The 14,804-nt window shown below is 71.2% G+C and carries 11 protein-coding genes; 6 read left to right on the top strand and 5 right to left on the bottom strand.

Going from position 1 to position 14,804, the window contains the following annotated elements; genetic code table 11:
* Positions 1–47: 47 nt before the first annotated feature.
* From ACQP1V_RS40840 to ACQP1V_RS40830, 3 genes are all read right to left on the bottom strand, one after another.
* The gene (locus ACQP1V_RS40840) at positions 48–1,220 is read right to left on the bottom strand and encodes a homogentisate 1,2-dioxygenase (protein ID WP_387409027.1); all 1,173 of its coding nucleotides are present in this window, start codon (positions 1,218–1,220) and stop codon (positions 48–50) included.
* A gap of 252 nt (positions 1,221–1,472) precedes the next feature.
* Positions 1,473–2,180: an IclR family transcriptional regulator gene (locus ACQP1V_RS40835; RefSeq protein ID WP_433416734.1), complete on the bottom strand. Its 708-nt coding sequence runs from the start codon at positions 2,178–2,180 to the stop codon at positions 1,473–1,475.
* Positions 2,181–2,257: 77 nt separating this feature from the next.
* A complete protein-coding gene (locus ACQP1V_RS40830; protein ID WP_387409029.1) occupies positions 2,258–2,473 on the bottom strand; it encodes an EF-hand domain-containing protein in 216 nt (71 codons plus the stop codon).
* Between the two features lie 193 nt (positions 2,474–2,666).
* On the opposite strand from ACQP1V_RS40830, the gene ACQP1V_RS40825 reads away from it, so the two are divergent.
* Positions 2,667–5,729, top strand: a complete 3,063-nt coding sequence (locus ACQP1V_RS40825) for a BTAD domain-containing putative transcriptional regulator (RefSeq protein ID WP_433416730.1) — start codon at positions 2,667–2,669, stop codon at positions 5,727–5,729.
* Here ACQP1V_RS40825 and ACQP1V_RS40820 read toward each other — a convergent pair.
* Together ACQP1V_RS40820 and ACQP1V_RS40815 are read right to left on the bottom strand one after the other, a co-directional pair.
* Complete coding sequence (locus tag ACQP1V_RS40820; protein ID WP_433416727.1) at positions 5,691–7,223, bottom strand: FAD-dependent monooxygenase; 1,533 nt, start codon at positions 7,221–7,223, stop codon at positions 5,691–5,693. The two genes, ACQP1V_RS40825 and ACQP1V_RS40820, sit on opposite strands and share 39 nt — an antisense overlap.
* Positions 7,224–7,313: 90 nt before the next feature.
* The gene (locus ACQP1V_RS40815) at positions 7,314–8,207 is read right to left on the bottom strand and encodes an alpha/beta hydrolase (protein ID WP_433416724.1); all 894 of its coding nucleotides are present in this window, start codon (positions 8,205–8,207) and stop codon (positions 7,314–7,316) included.
* Between the two features lie 99 nt (positions 8,208–8,306).
* Here ACQP1V_RS40815 and ACQP1V_RS40810 point away from each other — a divergent pair, with 99 nt between their 5' ends.
* From ACQP1V_RS40810 to ACQP1V_RS40790, 5 genes are all read left to right on the top strand, one after another.
* A complete protein-coding gene (locus ACQP1V_RS40810) occupies positions 8,307–9,116 on the top strand; it encodes a TetR/AcrR family transcriptional regulator C-terminal domain-containing protein (RefSeq protein ID WP_433416721.1) in 810 nt (269 codons plus the stop codon).
* A 554-nt stretch (positions 9,117–9,670) separates the two neighbouring features.
* Entirely contained in the window at positions 9,671–10,195 is a 525-nt protein-coding gene (locus ACQP1V_RS40805) for a DUF6609 family protein (protein ID WP_433416718.1), read from the top strand.
* A gap of 592 nt (positions 10,196–10,787) precedes the next feature.
* Positions 10,788–12,158 carry a cytochrome P450 gene (locus ACQP1V_RS40800; protein WP_433416715.1) on the top strand — a complete coding sequence of 457 codons (1,371 nt, stop codon included), beginning with the start codon at positions 10,788–10,790 and terminating at the stop codon, positions 12,156–12,158.
* 3 nt (positions 12,159–12,161) lie between these two features.
* Positions 12,162–13,070: a terpene synthase family protein gene (locus ACQP1V_RS40795; protein ID WP_433219697.1), complete on the top strand. Its 909-nt coding sequence runs from the start codon at positions 12,162–12,164 to the stop codon at positions 13,068–13,070.
* An 11-nt stretch (positions 13,071–13,081) separates the two neighbouring features.
* Positions 13,082–14,692 carry a prenyltransferase/squalene oxidase repeat-containing protein gene (locus ACQP1V_RS40790; protein ID WP_433416712.1) on the top strand — a complete coding sequence of 537 codons (1,611 nt, stop codon included), beginning with the start codon at positions 13,082–13,084 and terminating at the stop codon, positions 14,690–14,692.
* Positions 14,693–14,804: the final 112 nt, after the last annotated feature.

Raw genomic sequence — 14,804 nt, 5'->3', positions numbered from 1 at the left:
CCGTCGGAGCTGTGTGTGGTCTGTCCCGGTCGTTCTTTCCCCGCCGGTCAGCGGCGGGGCGCCCACGTCCAGGCGTATGCCGGATCCTCGCACGCCAGGGCGGCCGAGCCCAGGTCGAGCGGGCGGAACGTGTCGATCATGACGGCCATCTCGGTCGTCTCCTTGTGGCCCTGCCGTACGGCCTCGACGACGGCCTCGACCGCGCCCGGCTGCGGCCCGTGCGTGAACCCGGCCGGGTGCAGAGAGATCGAGCCGACGTCGATGCCCGAGCCCCGCCGCGCGCTGTAGTCGCCGCCGACGTAGAACATGAGCTCGTCGGAGTCGACGTTGTGGTGGTTGTACGGGATCGGCACCGCGTCCGGATCGAAGTCCAGCGGCCGGGGGCAGAACGAGCAGATCACGAAGCCCGGGCCCTCGAACGTCTGGTGCACCGGCGGCGGCGCGTGCGTCCGCTTCACGATCGGCTCGAAGTCGTGGATGTTGAACGCGTACGGGTAGAGGTAGCCGTCCCACCCGACGACGTCGAAGGGGTGGTGGGCGTAGGTCAGCCGGGTGAGCCCGCCGCGGGTCCGGACCAGCACCTGCACCTCCTCGCCGTCCACGAGCAGCGGCTCGGTGGGCGCGCGCAGGTCACGCTCGCAGTACGGCGCGTGTTCGAGGAACTGCCCGTACGCGGACAGGTAGCGCCGGGGCGGGCGGATGTGCCCGGCCGCCTCGACGACCAGCGCGGTGACCGGGCCCTCCGGGACCCAGCGGTGGATGGTGCCGGTCGGGATGACGACGTAGTCGCCCTCGCCCGCCTCGATCACGCCGTACGTGGACTCGAACCGGGCCCGGCCGCTCGCGATGTAGACGCACTCGTCGCCCATCGAGTTGCGGTAGAGGTCGCTGGGCGCGTCGGTCGCGACGTACGACATGCGGACGTCGGAGTTGCCGGCGAGCGGCTGCCGCCCGGTGACGAGGTCGCCCCCGGGGATGAGGTCCTGGGTGCGGAAGTGCCGCGGCGAGAGCGGCAGGTTCGGTGTGAGGCCGGAAGCGCCGAGATCGACGGCCTCCGCCTTCACGATCGCCGTCGGCAGGTGGCGGTGGTAGAGGAGCGACGAGTCGGACGAGAAGCCCTCCTCGCCCATGAGCTCCTCGGCGTAGAGCCCGCCGTCCGGGCGGCGGAACTGGACATGGCGCTTGCGGGGCACATCGCCCACGACACGGTAGTACGGCATTTGTCCTCCGCGTACGGAATGCGGACGTCGGTGTCCTCTATACGTACGACGATCCGGCATAGCCGTGGAGATGTCAAACCCTTTGGAGCACAAAAAGACGATTTATCCAGGCATTGCGGTTGCGACAATCGACGATGCCCCCTGATGTCGGTGTCGATGCCGATATCGAGGAGACGGGCAGGCCGCCGGGCGTCCGGCGACGCGCTCGCGCGCAGCCGTGTCCACCGCTTGTGGACAACCGCGGTGACGGGACTACTGGGCGAGGGTGTGGGCGAGGTCGCGGGCGGCCTCGGCGACACGGGGGCCGACCGCATCGATGTCGAGCAGGCCGAAGGTGACGACCCCGACCGAGGCCTCCAGCCAGGGAAGCCCGCGGAGGGGGACGGCGATCCCGCGCGCGCCCTCCTGCAACTGCCCTTCGGTGACCAGGAACGGCCGGGCCGCCGCGGTCTCCGGTTCCGCCTCGTCGCCCGCCGGCCGGGCGCCCGGGTGCGCCTGTTCCCGGGCCGCCTCCTCGCGGAGGGCCAGGATGGCGAGCCCGGCGGCTCCGCGCGTGAGCGGGTGGCGGGAGCCTTCCCGGTAGGAGAGGTGCATGTCGGTCCAGGACGGCTCGACCACGGCGACGGCGACGCCGTCCTCGCCCTCGGCCACGGTCAGATGCGCGGTGGCGCCGACCTGCTCGGCGAGCGCGCGCAGCGCGGGCAGCGCCGCCGCGCGCAGCAGGGGTTGCACGGCCTGCGCCATCACGAGCACGCCGAAGCCCAGGTGGACCCGCCCCTGCGCGTCACGCCGGGCGAACCCCTCGTTCTGCAAGGTGGTGAGCAACCGGTAGACGACAGGGCGGCTCAGCCCGAGCTCCTGGGCCAGCTCGGTGGGGGTGCGCCCCCGGTTTCCGTCGGCGAGCAGCCGCAGCAACCGCAGCCCGCGCTCCAGCGTCTGCGCCGATTCCGCCGCCATCATGGAGCGATTATCGCCACTCCACCCGCCGGACCGCCGTCCGCCCTGGCGGCCCGGGGGGTGAAGTGGCGATGACGCGGTCAGGCGAGCGGGCGGCCGCTCTGGAGCCAGACGCCGAACTCGTCGATGTTGATGAGGCCGTCACCGTCGGTGTCGACCTTGTTGATCACGGCCTGGGCGCCCTCGACGGTGATCCGCTCGCCGAGCACCTCCATGAGGCGCACCAGCTCTCCGGCCGAGATCAGGCCGTCGTCGTCGCTGTCGACGAGGTCGAACGTCGCCGCGTACTCGCTCATGTCTTTTCTCCTCGTCCGGCGGCTCGTCGGCGTCCGAGAGCGTTTCCGGCTGTCGGTTCTGGTTGGCGAGCAGCACGATAGTCGGACAAGTCGCGATCGGAGCTGTTTTGTGGCAAGCCCGGATCGGTGTCTCGTCGTCACCCCGGCCCCGGCCGTTGAGCCCTTGTCGTCCAGCCGAGGGGAGAATGTCCGGGTGCGTGTCGGGATTCTGGGACCGCTACGTGTTTCCGCGGGGGAGATCAAGGGAGCCCGGCTGCGCGCTCTGCTCGTACGGCTGGCACTCGACGCGGGACGCGTGGTCACGACGGGGCGGCTGATCGACGACCTCTGGGAGGACGACCCGCCGGAGAACCCGGTCGCCGCGCTGCAGTCGCTGGTCTCCAGGCTCAGGCGCCAGGTCGGAGGGCTCGTCTCCCACCCTTCCGGCTACCGTCTCGACGCCGAGGTGGACGCCGCGCTTTTCGAGAACCTGGCCGCGGGCGGCAGGCGGGCGCTGCGCGGCGGAGATCCGTTGGCCGCGGCCGACCTGCTCCGCGAGGCGCTGGCCTTGTGGCGCGGTGAGCCGCTGGCCGACGCCGCCGGGTCGCGCTTCGCCATCGCCGCCGTCACCCGGCTGGAGGAGATCCGGCTGCGCGCGCTCGGTGACCGGATCGAGGCCGACCTGGCGGCCGGCGTCCCCGGCGCCGCCCTCGTCGCCGAACTGCGCGACCTCGTGACGGAGCACCCGCTGCGCGAGCCGTACCACGTGCTCCTGATCAGGGCGCTGCTGGCGGCCGGGCGGCGGGCCGAGGCGCTGGCGGCGTACGAGAGGGTGCGCCTGCTGCTGGCCGAGGAACTCGGGGTCGATCCCGGCGACGATCTCCGCGCGGCCCATCGCCTGGCGCTCGGCGGCGGTCGGGAGCCGATGCGGACGCGGCGCGACAACCTGCCTGCCCGGTTCACCACGTTCGTGGGCAGAGCCGACGACGTACGCCGGGTGGGCGGGCTGCTGGAACGCCATCGGCTGGTCACCCTCACCGGCACCGGGGGCGCGGGTAAGACCCGTCTGGCGATCGAGGTGGCCGCGGGGGTGACCGAGGACGCGGTGAACCGGGAGAGCGAGGCGGAGAGCGGGCCGGGCGAGGCCTCCCTGTTCCCCGACGGCGTGTGGCTGGTCGAGCTGGCCCCGGTGGGCGCGGACGCCGTATCGGCGGTCGTGTCCAACACCGTGGGGCCGATCTCCGAGCTGGCCGAGCGGCGGATGCTCCTGGTGCTCGACAACTGTGAGCATGTCGTCGAGGCGGCGGCGGAGCTGGTGGAGCAGGTCCTGGCCGTGAGTCCCGGCGTGCGGATCCTGGCCACCAGCCGCGAACCGATCGACCTGCCCGGCGAGACCCTCCACCCCGTACGGCCGCTGGATCTCGCGCCCGCGATGGCGTTGTTCGCCGATCGGGCCGCCGCCGTCAGCCCGGACTTCGTGCTCGACGGCTCGGCCGAGGGCGACGTGGCCGCGATCTGCGCGCACCTCGACGGCGTGCCGCTGGCGATCGAGCTCACCGCGGCCCGGCTGCGTTCGCTGCCCCTGCCACGGCTGGCCGCCGTGATCGGGGACCGCCTGCTCGACCGCGGCAGCCGTACGGCACAGCGGCGGCATCGCACCCTGCGCGCGGTCATCGGCTGGAGCTGGGACCTGCTCGACGAGGAGGAGCGCACTCTGCTGGCGCGGATGTCCGTCTTCGCGGGCGGCGCCACGGCCGAGGCGGTCGAGCGGGTCTGCGGGGCCGGACTCGACGTGCTGGTCTCGCTGGTCGACAGGTCCCTGGTCCAGGTGAGCGGTGATCGCTACCGGCTGCTGGAGAGCGTCCGCGCGTTCGCCGCCGAACGGCTCGCCGGGAGCCCGTACGGGCATGGCGGCGGCCTCACCCCGGAAGCCCGAGCGGCGGCGGAAGGCGCGGAGGCGGTCGGGGCGGTCGGGGCGGTCGAGGCGGTGCGGCGGGCCCACCTGGCGTACTACCTGGAGTTCGCCGAGGCGGCCGATCCCTTGTTGCGCACCGGCGACCAGGTGCGCGTGCTGGGGGAGGTGGACGCCGAGCGCGGCAACCTCGACGCCGCCCTGCGGCACGCGGCCGCGACGGATCGGCGGGCCGCCCTGCGCATGTTCGCGGCCCGTACCTGGACCTGGATCATGCGGGGACAGCGGCGCGAGGCGGCCGAGTGGGCGGCGCCGCTCGGCGCGGGGGAGCCTCCCGAGGGGCTGGCCCCGGAGCACGCGCTGTGCCTGGTCATCCGACCCGACGAGCGGTTGGAGGACGCGTTGCGGGTGCTGCGCGGCTCGGGCCGGCCGATCGCCCTCGTGGCGTGGTCACTCGGGGACGGGCACGCCGGGGACGTCGCGGAACGGGCCGGGTCCGCGACCGAGGGTTTCCACGACCATCCGGATCCCTGGGCGCGGGCCACCTGCCGCCTGGTGCGGGGGCTCGTCACGCTGGAGTTCGTCCCCGGCGGCGCCGCGACCGCCGAGAGGCTGCTGGACGAGGCGCTGGCCGGATATCTGCGCGTCGGCGAGCGGTGGGGGCTGTCGATGGCCCGCTACTGGCTTTCGCTCGCCCTGGAGAACAGGGGCGACGCGGCGCGGGCGCTGGCGGTGCTCGAACAGGCCGCCGAGAGCGCCGCCGAGATCGGCGCGCCCCAGGTGCTGCCCGCCCCGGGGATGCTCGCCGTACGGCTGGCGCAGCTCCGGGGGCGTACGGGTGACCTGGCCGGGGCCAGGGCGGGGCTGGCGGCGGCTCGGGAGGGCGTGGAGCGGACCGGGGACGGGTCCGCCCTGGCGCGGATCGAGTACGTGCTGGGCGAGCTGGCCCGCCGGAGCGGTGATCGGGGGGAGGCGCTGCGCCGGCTGGCCTCGGCACGGGAGCTTCTCGACGGGCAGGCCGCGCCGCAGCAGTTCCGCGCCCTGCTGGAGGTGGAGCTGTCCCGGTCCGCGGAGCCCGCGGAAGGCCGCGCGCTGCTGCATGCCGCCCTCGGCCGCGAGTTCGACGACGACATCGCGAGAGCGGCGGTGTGGGAGGGCGCCGCGGAGTGGTGCCTGGCCGCCGGCGACCCGCGCCGGGCCGCAGTGTTGCTCGGTGCGGCCCGGCGGCTGCGCGGCATCGAGGAGACCGCCGACGAAGAGATCCGAGCGCTGGAACGCCGATGCGCGGACGCGCTCGGCCCGGACGGCTTCGCCGCCGCCTGGAGTTCACACCAGGGCCAGATAGGCGGCGAGTTCCTCGACTGACGAGGTGGCGACGCCGACATACCCGTCCGGACGGACCAGGACGAACCGCTCGTTCCCGTACCGCTCGTTCGGGTACGGCTCGGCGAGCCGGTAGGCGCGGATCTCCCGGCCGGGCACATCCCGGGACACCTCGTCCGGTACGGGCAGGGTCCCCGTCGACAGCAGCGTGAAGTGCGGTCCCCGGAACAGGTCGAACAGCCGCACGGGGGTTCCGTCCGCGAGCCGGTGACGTCCGTCCGGCGCCCGATCGCCGCCGCGCCGCGCCAAAGAGCCACCTCGGTAGCCGAGCTGGAGCTGCTCGGTCTTCTCGTCGCGCCGGTAGGTCTTCCCGTCGTGCAGCGCCGTGCTGAGGCCGAGCACGTGGGCGGCGATCGGCAGCCGCTCCCCCTCGTAGGTGTCCAGCAGCGCCTCCGGCCCGCCCGCCAGCACACGGGCGATCTTCCAGCCGAGGTTGTACGCGTCCTGCACGCCGGTGTTGAGCCCCTGACCGCCCGCCGGCGAATGGACGTGGGCGGCGTCGCCCGCGAGGAAGACCCGGCCGACGCGATACCGCTCCGCCATGCGGATGTTCACCCGGTACAGCGAGGCCCACAGCAGGTCGTCCACCCGAAGGCCGCGCAGCAGGGAGCGTTCGCGGAGGACCCGCCGGTAGCCGGACAGTGTCATGTCGGGCTCGACTCCGGGCCGGAGCGGGGCCATGAACTGGAAGGTGTCGGTTCCTGCCATGGGAAACAGCGAGACGATCCCCTTCCCGATCCCCTTGCCCGGCCTGACCCATACGTGGATGTGCCGCCGATCGAGACCGGAGATCCGGACGTCGCCGACGAGCATCCGCTCTTCCTCGCGGGTCTCCCCGGCGAAGCCGACGTCCAGCGCCTTGCGTACGAAGCTCCGGCCTCCGTCGGCGGCCACCAGGTAACGCGCCCGCACGGTTTCGCCGGTGCCCAGAACGGCGGTCACCCCGGCTTCGTCCTGGTGGAGGTCGACCAGCCCGGCCCCCCACTCCACCGCGCCGCCCAGCGCGGCCAGCCGCGCGCGCAGCACCTCCTCCGTACGCCACTGCGGCTGCATGATCACCATCGGGTACGGCACGGCCGCCGTGGGGGCCTTCATCTTGTGCATCCGTCCCTGGTAGACGGGCACCCGGCCGATCTTCACCCGGAGCGGCGGATAGACCGTGCCGGTCGCGACGATCTCGTCGATCACGCCGAGATCGTCGAACACCTCCAGCGTGCGCGGCTGGAGCCCCTTGCCCCTGGATCCCTCGAACGGCCGGGACGCCTTGTCGACGACGCGGAAGCGGACGCCGCGCCGGGCCAGGTCGACGGCGAGCGTCAGGCCGGTCGGCCCGGCGCCGACGATGAGGACGTCCGTGTCGTCGCCCTGCCGCTTCTTCCTCTCGCGGCCGTGCTCCGGGCGGCTGCCCGCCCGGTGGCCGCCGCCGGCCGTGCTCGTTGTGTCGCGCTCGGGCGCGTACGCGTTCGCGTGGTCCATGGCGGTCACTGTCGTGGCGCCCGCTGCCAGATCGCTGTCACGGGCGTTCGCCGTACTGTCACGGTCCGCGCCGCCGCGTTGGGGCCGCTGTCAGCGGCCGATCCGTGCGAGGAGCCACGGCCGCAGGACCGGCAGGACATGGGTGGGCTGCATGGCCTGCGTGTGGTCGAGCCCGTCCAGGACGCGTACATCCCATCCGAGGGCTTCCAGTTCGGCGCGTCGGTTGATGATCGGACCGGCCAGGCTGACGTGGACGTCGCCCCAGCGTTCGCCGTAGGAGATCTCGTCCGCCGACCCCACGAAGCACAGGCGGGGGCAGCCGATCAGCGGTTGGGCGGCTCGGTCGTCGAAGCCGCGCAGTGCCTCGTACAGGGTGACGAACTGACGGGCCTGCGGTTCTGAGATGGTCACCTCGGCGGTGTCCCAGTCGTACTCGCCGGCCGTCTGCCCGTCTCCGGGCTGTTCCGCCGGCGCCTGCCGGTCCTGCCGGTCCTGCTGGTCCTGCGGGGCGTGCGCGGCCGCGGCCGCGAGCTCGTGCGTGGCGGTGGTGACCTTCAGCATCCCGTCATAGGGCCCGCCCAGGGGTGGGAACCCGCCCATGACCAGCGCGGACAGGCGATCCGTGCGGATGGCCAGCTGGAGCCCGCTGAGGGCCAGCCACGAATATCCGTAGTAGCCGAACCGATCGGCGCCGACCGCGTCGGCGACCGCCAGCAGATCTGCCGCGACGGCATCCGGTGTCAGGGTGTCCGCCTTGGGCGTGGCCATGAGGTGGCCCTCGTAATCGAAGGCGGCGACCTGGAACGCGTCGCCGAGCCCCTCGACGAGGGAGCGGCCGAGCGCCGGGTCCGTGCCCCACTTGCGCATCTCGTCGGCTTTGGGGCCTTCGGCCGGTCGTGGGTTGACCGGGAGCAGCACCGTGGGGCCGGCGCCGTGCACCTCGATCTCGATCGTGCTTCCGTCGTGCAGTTTCACTTCGGGCATGGGGTTCTCCCCTCGTACGCCGCCAGGAGAAGCTAACTCCATATGGCATAAACTGATGGCGCGGAAGACCATACCTTATGCCATAAGGAGTTCGTTGTCGTGACCGTCTTCGCAGGCCAGGGAGATGCGGCCCGCTCGATGGCCTTGTTGTGGAGCGGGCAGGACATTCCCGCAGCCCAGGCCGGTGGCCGGCGCAGGGCGCCAGGGCCCAAACGCGCGCTGAACATCGACGTGATCGTGGAGGCGGCGATCGCGGCGGCCGACGCGGACCCCATGACGGCCGTCTCGCTGCGCGCGGTGGCCGACCGGCTCGGCTGCACCTCCATGGCGCTGTACACCTACGTGCCGGGCAAGGCGGAGCTCCTGGACCTGATGTACGACCGCGCGCACGCCGAGCTGTCCGCCCACCACGACCTGAGCGCGGGATGGCGCGCGGCGGTGACCTCCTGGGCGGGAGAGCTGAGGTCGTTCTACCTGCGGCACCCGTGGGTGCTGCAGGTGTCGCACGCCCGCCCCGTGCTGGGCCCGCACGAGCAGGCCGTCATGGAAACACTGGCCGGCATCGTCTTCCGGACGGGACTGCCCGCCGCGACGCTGCGCGGCATCGTTGCCGCGCTGTTCCACTTCGTGCGCGGCAACGCCCAGGCCGCCGCCGAATCACGGATCGCCGCGGCCGCGACCGGGATGTCCGACGAGGAGTGGTGGGCCGGCCGCTCCGCCCTGCTGGGACGCCTCGCTCCCGACTTCGCCGAACGCTTCCCCATGTCGATCCGGCTCTCGGCGCGTGAGCGGGACGCCCCCCGCCGAGACGGGGCCACGTACGTCGAGGACCAGGCCGACGAGGCGTTCGCCACCGGGCTGGCCGTCCTCCTCGAAGGAGTCGACGCCACCAGGAAGACCCGTGTCTGATGGCGCTCGCTTCGCTCGCGCGGGCTCGGGGCGCCGTAATGATGATGGTGCTCGCGAGGGGCGCGGCGGTCAAGTAACCGAGGAACGCCCGGAGCGACGAAGGAGTGAGGACGTGACGAGGGCACAAGCCGACTTCGGGCGCCCTGAGCCGCCGAGCGTAGCGAGGCCGTAAACACAGCATGGGGGAGGACCCAATATGCTGGCGCTACGTCAGTTTCATATCCCTAGAGGGAGAACTTTGCGATGTACAAGGAATTCGCCGGCGAGGTCGTGATGTGGCTGATCCCCGTCGTCGTCCTTCTGGGGCTTGCCGTCATGATCACCACGACGGCCTGACACGAGCGTCTGAACCCGGCAGTACCCCAGCAATACACGGCGGGCGGTCACCCGCTGAAGAGGCCGAGCCCTGTGAGGGCCCGGCCTCTTCGCATGTCCCGGAGGCCCGGGACCGGACCGATCGGTGCCGGGATGCCGGGCACGGCTGTCGACCTGGGGCGCGAGCGCCTCAGGGAGGAAACTCTGGGAAGATCGTCTTCTGCGAAGTTAGGAGCGATATGCCGACGTTTGCGGTAGCCGTAGCCGACCACCCTTACCCGCTGATCCGGGGAGGGGGCCTCTTTCTCATTTTCATCGGCCTGGGTTGCCTGGGAAGCTGGGCGTTCAACAAGTACTGGCTCCAGTTCCTGATCGGCGGGTTCATCACGGGGTTCACGGCGAGCGGTCTCAGCGCGCTGTTGCCCAGCCTCGGCAGCCCGTCGTTCGTGCACATCGCCGGGTTGGTCGGCGCGATCGTCATTGAGATGGGCCTGATCTATCTGGTCCTCACGAAGACCAAGGGCGCGGATGAGCGGACGCAGATCCTGAGCATCCTGTTCGTGGTCGGCTTGCACTTCCTGCCGATGGGACTCGCCCACGGCCCGCTGATCGCGATTCTGGGAGTCCTGATCGCGATCAACGCGTACGCCGGCCTGCGCCTGACCCGCGTGCCCGCTCCCGCGTTCGGTGTCGCTGACGGGCTGCTCAAGCTCGGCTTCGGCTCTGTGATGCTCTTCGCCTACCCGGTCCTGACGTTCACCTGAGCCTGACGCGTCGCGCGCGCCGGCCCCCACGTCGTCCCGAGGGATGGCCGGACGGAAACGAGTCACGATCTCCCGAGGCTTGGTACGGGTTGAGCTCATGGTGGTGCGGATTCGCCCTCGTGGAGCCGATCCCTGAGAAGCCGGGCCGGGCGGCCAACCGCGAGAAGCGCGGCTCGCGGGGTGGCCGCCTGTAAGGGGGTGAGGACCGCAGGTTCCTTGCGGCGGAGTGACCGACCCGCCAAGGTTCGCGGACACCCCGGCCCTGGTGGGTCAACTATGACAAAACCCCGCGATCTATGCATGTCGCTCAACAGTTCACAAAACTGTCAGCCCGGCGACCTTGATTCTGGCGATTTGATCATGTGATACTTCCGCGCAGGGCATCGATGATGCCTGAGGGAATTCGTAGCACTGCTGAGGCGGGGGAGAAACCGGAGGTATCCGGGCTGAAGAACGTCATAGCAGCCTGAGCCGAGTACCGGCCACGTGCCGGCCCACGTCAAAACGCTTTGGATGACGCGCGCGACGGACTTAGCGCATGCCGTCGACGTCGCGCGCGTTGGGCGCGAATTCCAGCTAGGAGAAGGTCCGAATGTCAACCGCGGTCGCCGAATCCGATCACGGCGTCAGATCCCTTCCCATCCACCGGCTGCTACCCGAACTGCTGCGGGATCCGGCCAACGTGCTGGCGGGGATCGGGGCCGACGCCGATGGGGAGATCGTCAGGTTGAGCGTGGGCCCCTTCCGGCCCTATCTGGTCAGCGATCCCGACCATGTTCAGCACGTCCTTCGCGGCAACTCGGCGAACTACGTGCGCAGCGGGTCGTTCTGGAGGCAGCTGAACCGCCTTTTCGGCGGCGGCGTCATGAGTGACGGCGAGGCGTGGGCACTGAGCCGCAACGTCCTGCAGCCGGTGTTCACCGCGCGCAACGTGAACTCGCTCATCAGTCGCATGTCCGAGGCCATCGCCGAGGGGGTCGCCGAGTGGGAGGAGGCGGTCGCCGAGGGGCAACCGATCCACGCGCCCACCCGGATCGCGAATGTCGTGAACAAGACCGTGATCAGGATCCTGTTCGCGAACAAGATCACCCTCGCGGAGGCAGAGCGGCTCGCGCCCGCCTTCGACTCGGTCGCCACGGCCACCATCTTGCGGATCGTGCTGCCGTTCGTGCCGAACGTCGTGCCGATGCCGGGCGATCGCACGTTCCGCCGGGCGCTCCAGACGGTCGACGATGTCGTCCTCCCTCTTGTTCACAAGTACGGAGGCCGGCCCACCGAGGACCAGGACATCTTCTCCGTACTCGCCCGCGCGCGGGACGACGACGGTGGCGAGCTGGACGACCGGTGGGTGCGCGACAACCTGGTGGCGATGTTCGCCACCGCGACGGAGACGACGATCGGCGCGCTCACCTGGCTCTGGCCGCTGCTCGCCCGCCATCCGGAGGTGACCTCCCGGCTGTACGAGGAGATCGACCGAGTGGTGGGGGACGGCCCGGTCGGCCCGTCCCACCTCGCGGACCTGGTGTACACCAAGCAGGTCATCCAGGAGGTGCTCCGCCTGCATCCCGTCGGGTGGCTCTTCCCCCGCGCGGTGGTCGAGCCGGAGGTGATCGGCGGGGTGCGGTTCCGGAGCGGGGACACCTTGCTGATCAGCCCGTACGTCACGCACCGGCTCACGAGGCTGTGGGACCGGCCGGAGGAGTTCGACCCGGATCGCTTCGCGCCCGAGCGGACCGCGCACCGGCACAGGTACGCCTACTTTCCGTTCGGGGGAGGCCCGCACCAGTGCCTGGGGATGCACCTCTTCAACCTCGAGTCCCAGCTCATCGTCGCGACGATCCTGAGCCGGTTCCGGCTGACGTCGTGTGTCCCGACGATCGCGACCCCCCAGGCGGCAGCCTCTCTGCGGCCTCGCGAAGAGGTCGAGATAACGCTGCGGCCCACTACCCGGCTGGAGAAGTAGGACATGGCACCATCCGTCGGCGACGCCGATGAGCTCCTGGCGGCGACCCTGAACGGGAAAACCGCCGCCGTGGCCGCGAAATGCCAGCGCGACCTGCGCGCGTGCGCCACGGAGTACCCGGATCTGTTTCCCGGCAGTCCCTTCGACGACACGCTCTTCGGCACCGTAGCGCTCGCGAACGCGTTCGGTTCCCCAGGGGAGTCGGCCGACCGGCTGCGGATCGCGTGCCGTACGGCCTTGTGGATCTTCGCGGCCGACTGGCTGATCGACTACGTGGCGAAGTCGAAACACGAGATCGACGCCATCGTGGAAGGTTGCCTGGCGGTGGCGGACGGCGACGCCCCCGGCACCCCGCTCACGCGATTCCTCGCGGACATCCGGGCCGAACTGGTGGGGGCGCCCGCGTTCGAGCCGCTGAGCACGCTCTGGCGGGACGAGCTGGAGCGGATGCTCGTCGCCATGGCGCGCGAGTGGGACTGGAAGACGGCACTCGTGGCCGGGACCGACGCGGCGCCGTCCGAGGCGCCGACGTTCGAGCAGTATCTGGACAACGCCGACAACTTCGGTTCGACGTTCGTGAACGTCTCGCACTGGATCTTCCTCGGTGAACCGGCGGCGCTCGGCCGCTTGGACGAGCTCAGGGAGGCGAGCGGCGAGGTGCAGCGGGTGCTCCGGCTGCTCAACGACCTCGCGACCTACGAGCGTGACCGCACCTGGGGCGATCTGAACGCCCAGATGCTCGGCGTCACACGTGAGTACGTCCATGAACGGGTGGCGTTCCACGCCGCCGCCGCACGTAAGCGGCTCCATCCGCTTACGGACGTCTGCCCCGGCGCGGTCGTCTACCTGGAACGGCAGATCGGCTACAGCGCCGGTTTCTATGGCATCACCGACTATTGGGGACAGCTGTGAGCATCGGCGACATGACCCTTCCGGGCGCGGTAGAGGGAGTCGACATACCGGCGGCGTCCGAGGAACTGCTCGCGGGCCTCATGTCGCGGCCGTGGGGCACGGTCTCCCCATCGGTGTACGAGACCGGGCGGCTGGTCAGCCTGGCCCCGTGGCTGACCGGCCACCGCGAGCGCGTCGACTTCCTGATCGCCGCCCAGCGGCCCGACGGCGGCTGGGGCGCTCCGGACGGGTACGGACTCGTCCCCACGCTGAGCGCGACGGAGGCGGTCCTGTGCGTGCTCGGGCGCGGTGACTCCGATATGGACCGGGCAGCCCTGACGGCGGTGGCGCGCCGAGGCCTGGAGACCCTGTCTCGAGAGCTGGCCGCCGACGTCCGGGCGCGCCCCGACATGCCGGCGATCGAGCTCATCGTGCCGTCACTGGTCGGCCGGATCAACGCGCATCTGGACGGGATGCCGGAGATGCTGCGGGCGGAGTGGGAGGACGGGGTGCCGCTTCCGCCGGACATGAGCCGCACCCGGCTCGAACTGGTCCGCGCCATGGTCAGGTCCGGCGCCGAGCTGCCGGAGAAGCTGCTGCACGCGCTCGAGGTGGCGGGCGACGCGGCGAGCGGCGCGCCGGCCGTCGCCCCCACCCCGATCGGCACCGTCGGGGCTTCGCCCGCGGCGACCGCCGCGTGGCTGGGGGACCGCGGGCTCCTCGATCCGCTCGACCCCGCACGCCGCCACCTGGAGGCCGTCGCGCGCCGGCACGGCGGCCCGGTCCCGGTGGGCCTGCCGATCACCGTGTTCGAGCGGAGCTGGGTACTGAGCTTGCTGGCCCGGGCGGGGATCCCCTGCGATGTGCCGGCGGAGATGATCGCCGACCTGCGAGCCGCGATCGGCCCCACCGGCACTCCCGCCGGATCGGGCCTGCCCGCCGACGCCGACACCACGTCCGTCTCCCTGTACGCGTTGGCGCTGCTCGGCATGCCGTACGAGCCGGAGAGCCTCCTCGCCTACGAGACTGAGACGCACTTCTGCACGTGGCGGGGTGAGCAGGGCCGCTCGTTCAGCGTCAACGCGCACGTCCTCGACGCCTTCGGGCAGTACGCGCTGAGCCGGCCGCTCGCCGCGCCGCGCTATCGGGCGGCCATGGAGAAGGTGACGGGTTGGCTGCTCGACGGGCAACGGGCCGACGGGGGGTGGGAGGACCGGTGGCACGCGTCCCCCTACTACGCGACGGCCTCCTGCGCGCTCGCGTTGCACGACTTCGGTGGCGACGCGGCGGCGCCGGCCGTACGTCGGGCCGTCCGATGGGTGCTGGAGACGCAGCGGCCGGACGGCTCGTGGGGCCGCTGGTCCGGGACGGCCGAGGAGACCGCGTACGCGATGCAGGTCCTGTTGTGTACGCGCGAGGGGGCGGGGGAGCCGGACGACGAGCCCGTCATCGAGGCGGCGGCACGGGGTTACCGGTACCTGCTGGAGGCGGACGGTGCTGAGGACGGCACGGCTCTGTGGCTTGACAAGGACCTTTACCGGCCGGATGCGATAGTTCGCGCGGCCGTTCTCGCGGCGCGGCACCTCGCGCGGGCCGCGGGGATCGAGGCCAGGTCGGAACGCGATATGCGATCGTCGGGCTAATTTTCGTATTTGCCCATATTTTGGGTGTTATGTCCGTTGTGATTTCGGCGGCTTGAGTCGGTTTCCTCGCCTTTGCTAGGGTTTCCGGGCGTTGACGTGACTCTGTTACGAG

This window comes from Microtetraspora malaysiensis (genome assembly GCF_050947145.1).
Taxonomy (GTDB): domain Bacteria; phylum Actinomycetota; class Actinomycetes; order Streptosporangiales; family Streptosporangiaceae; genus Microtetraspora_A; species Microtetraspora_A malaysiensis.
This window is presented reverse-complemented; position numbering and strand designations above follow the sequence as displayed.

Excerpts from the sequence above, each read along its gene's own strand:
- ACQP1V_RS40840 (WP_387409027.1), bottom strand. The coding sequence starts at position 1,220 with ATGCCGTACTACCGTGTCGTGGGCGATGTGCCCCGCAAGCGCCATGTC.
- ACQP1V_RS40835 (WP_433416734.1), bottom strand. The coding sequence starts at position 2,180 with ATGATGGCGGCGGAATCGGCGCAGACGCTGGAGCGCGGGCTGCGGTTG.
- ACQP1V_RS40830 (WP_387409029.1), bottom strand. The coding sequence starts at position 2,473 with ATGAGCGAGTACGCGGCGACGTTCGACCTCGTCGACAGCGACGACGAC.
- ACQP1V_RS40820 (WP_433416727.1), bottom strand. The coding sequence starts at position 7,223 with ATGGACCACGCGAACGCGTACGCGCCCGAGCGCGACACAACGAGCACG.
- ACQP1V_RS40815 (WP_433416724.1), bottom strand. The coding sequence starts at position 8,207 with ATGCCCGAAGTGAAACTGCACGACGGAAGCACGATCGAGATCGAGGTG.
- ACQP1V_RS40805 (WP_433416718.1), top strand. The coding sequence starts at position 9,671 with ATGCCGACGTTTGCGGTAGCCGTAGCCGACCACCCTTACCCGCTGATC.
- ACQP1V_RS40800 (WP_433416715.1), top strand. The coding sequence starts at position 10,788 with ATGTCAACCGCGGTCGCCGAATCCGATCACGGCGTCAGATCCCTTCCC.
- ACQP1V_RS40795 (WP_433219697.1), top strand. The coding sequence starts at position 12,162 with ATGGCACCATCCGTCGGCGACGCCGATGAGCTCCTGGCGGCGACCCTG.
- ACQP1V_RS40790 (WP_433416712.1), top strand. The coding sequence starts at position 13,082 with ATGACCCTTCCGGGCGCGGTAGAGGGAGTCGACATACCGGCGGCGTCC.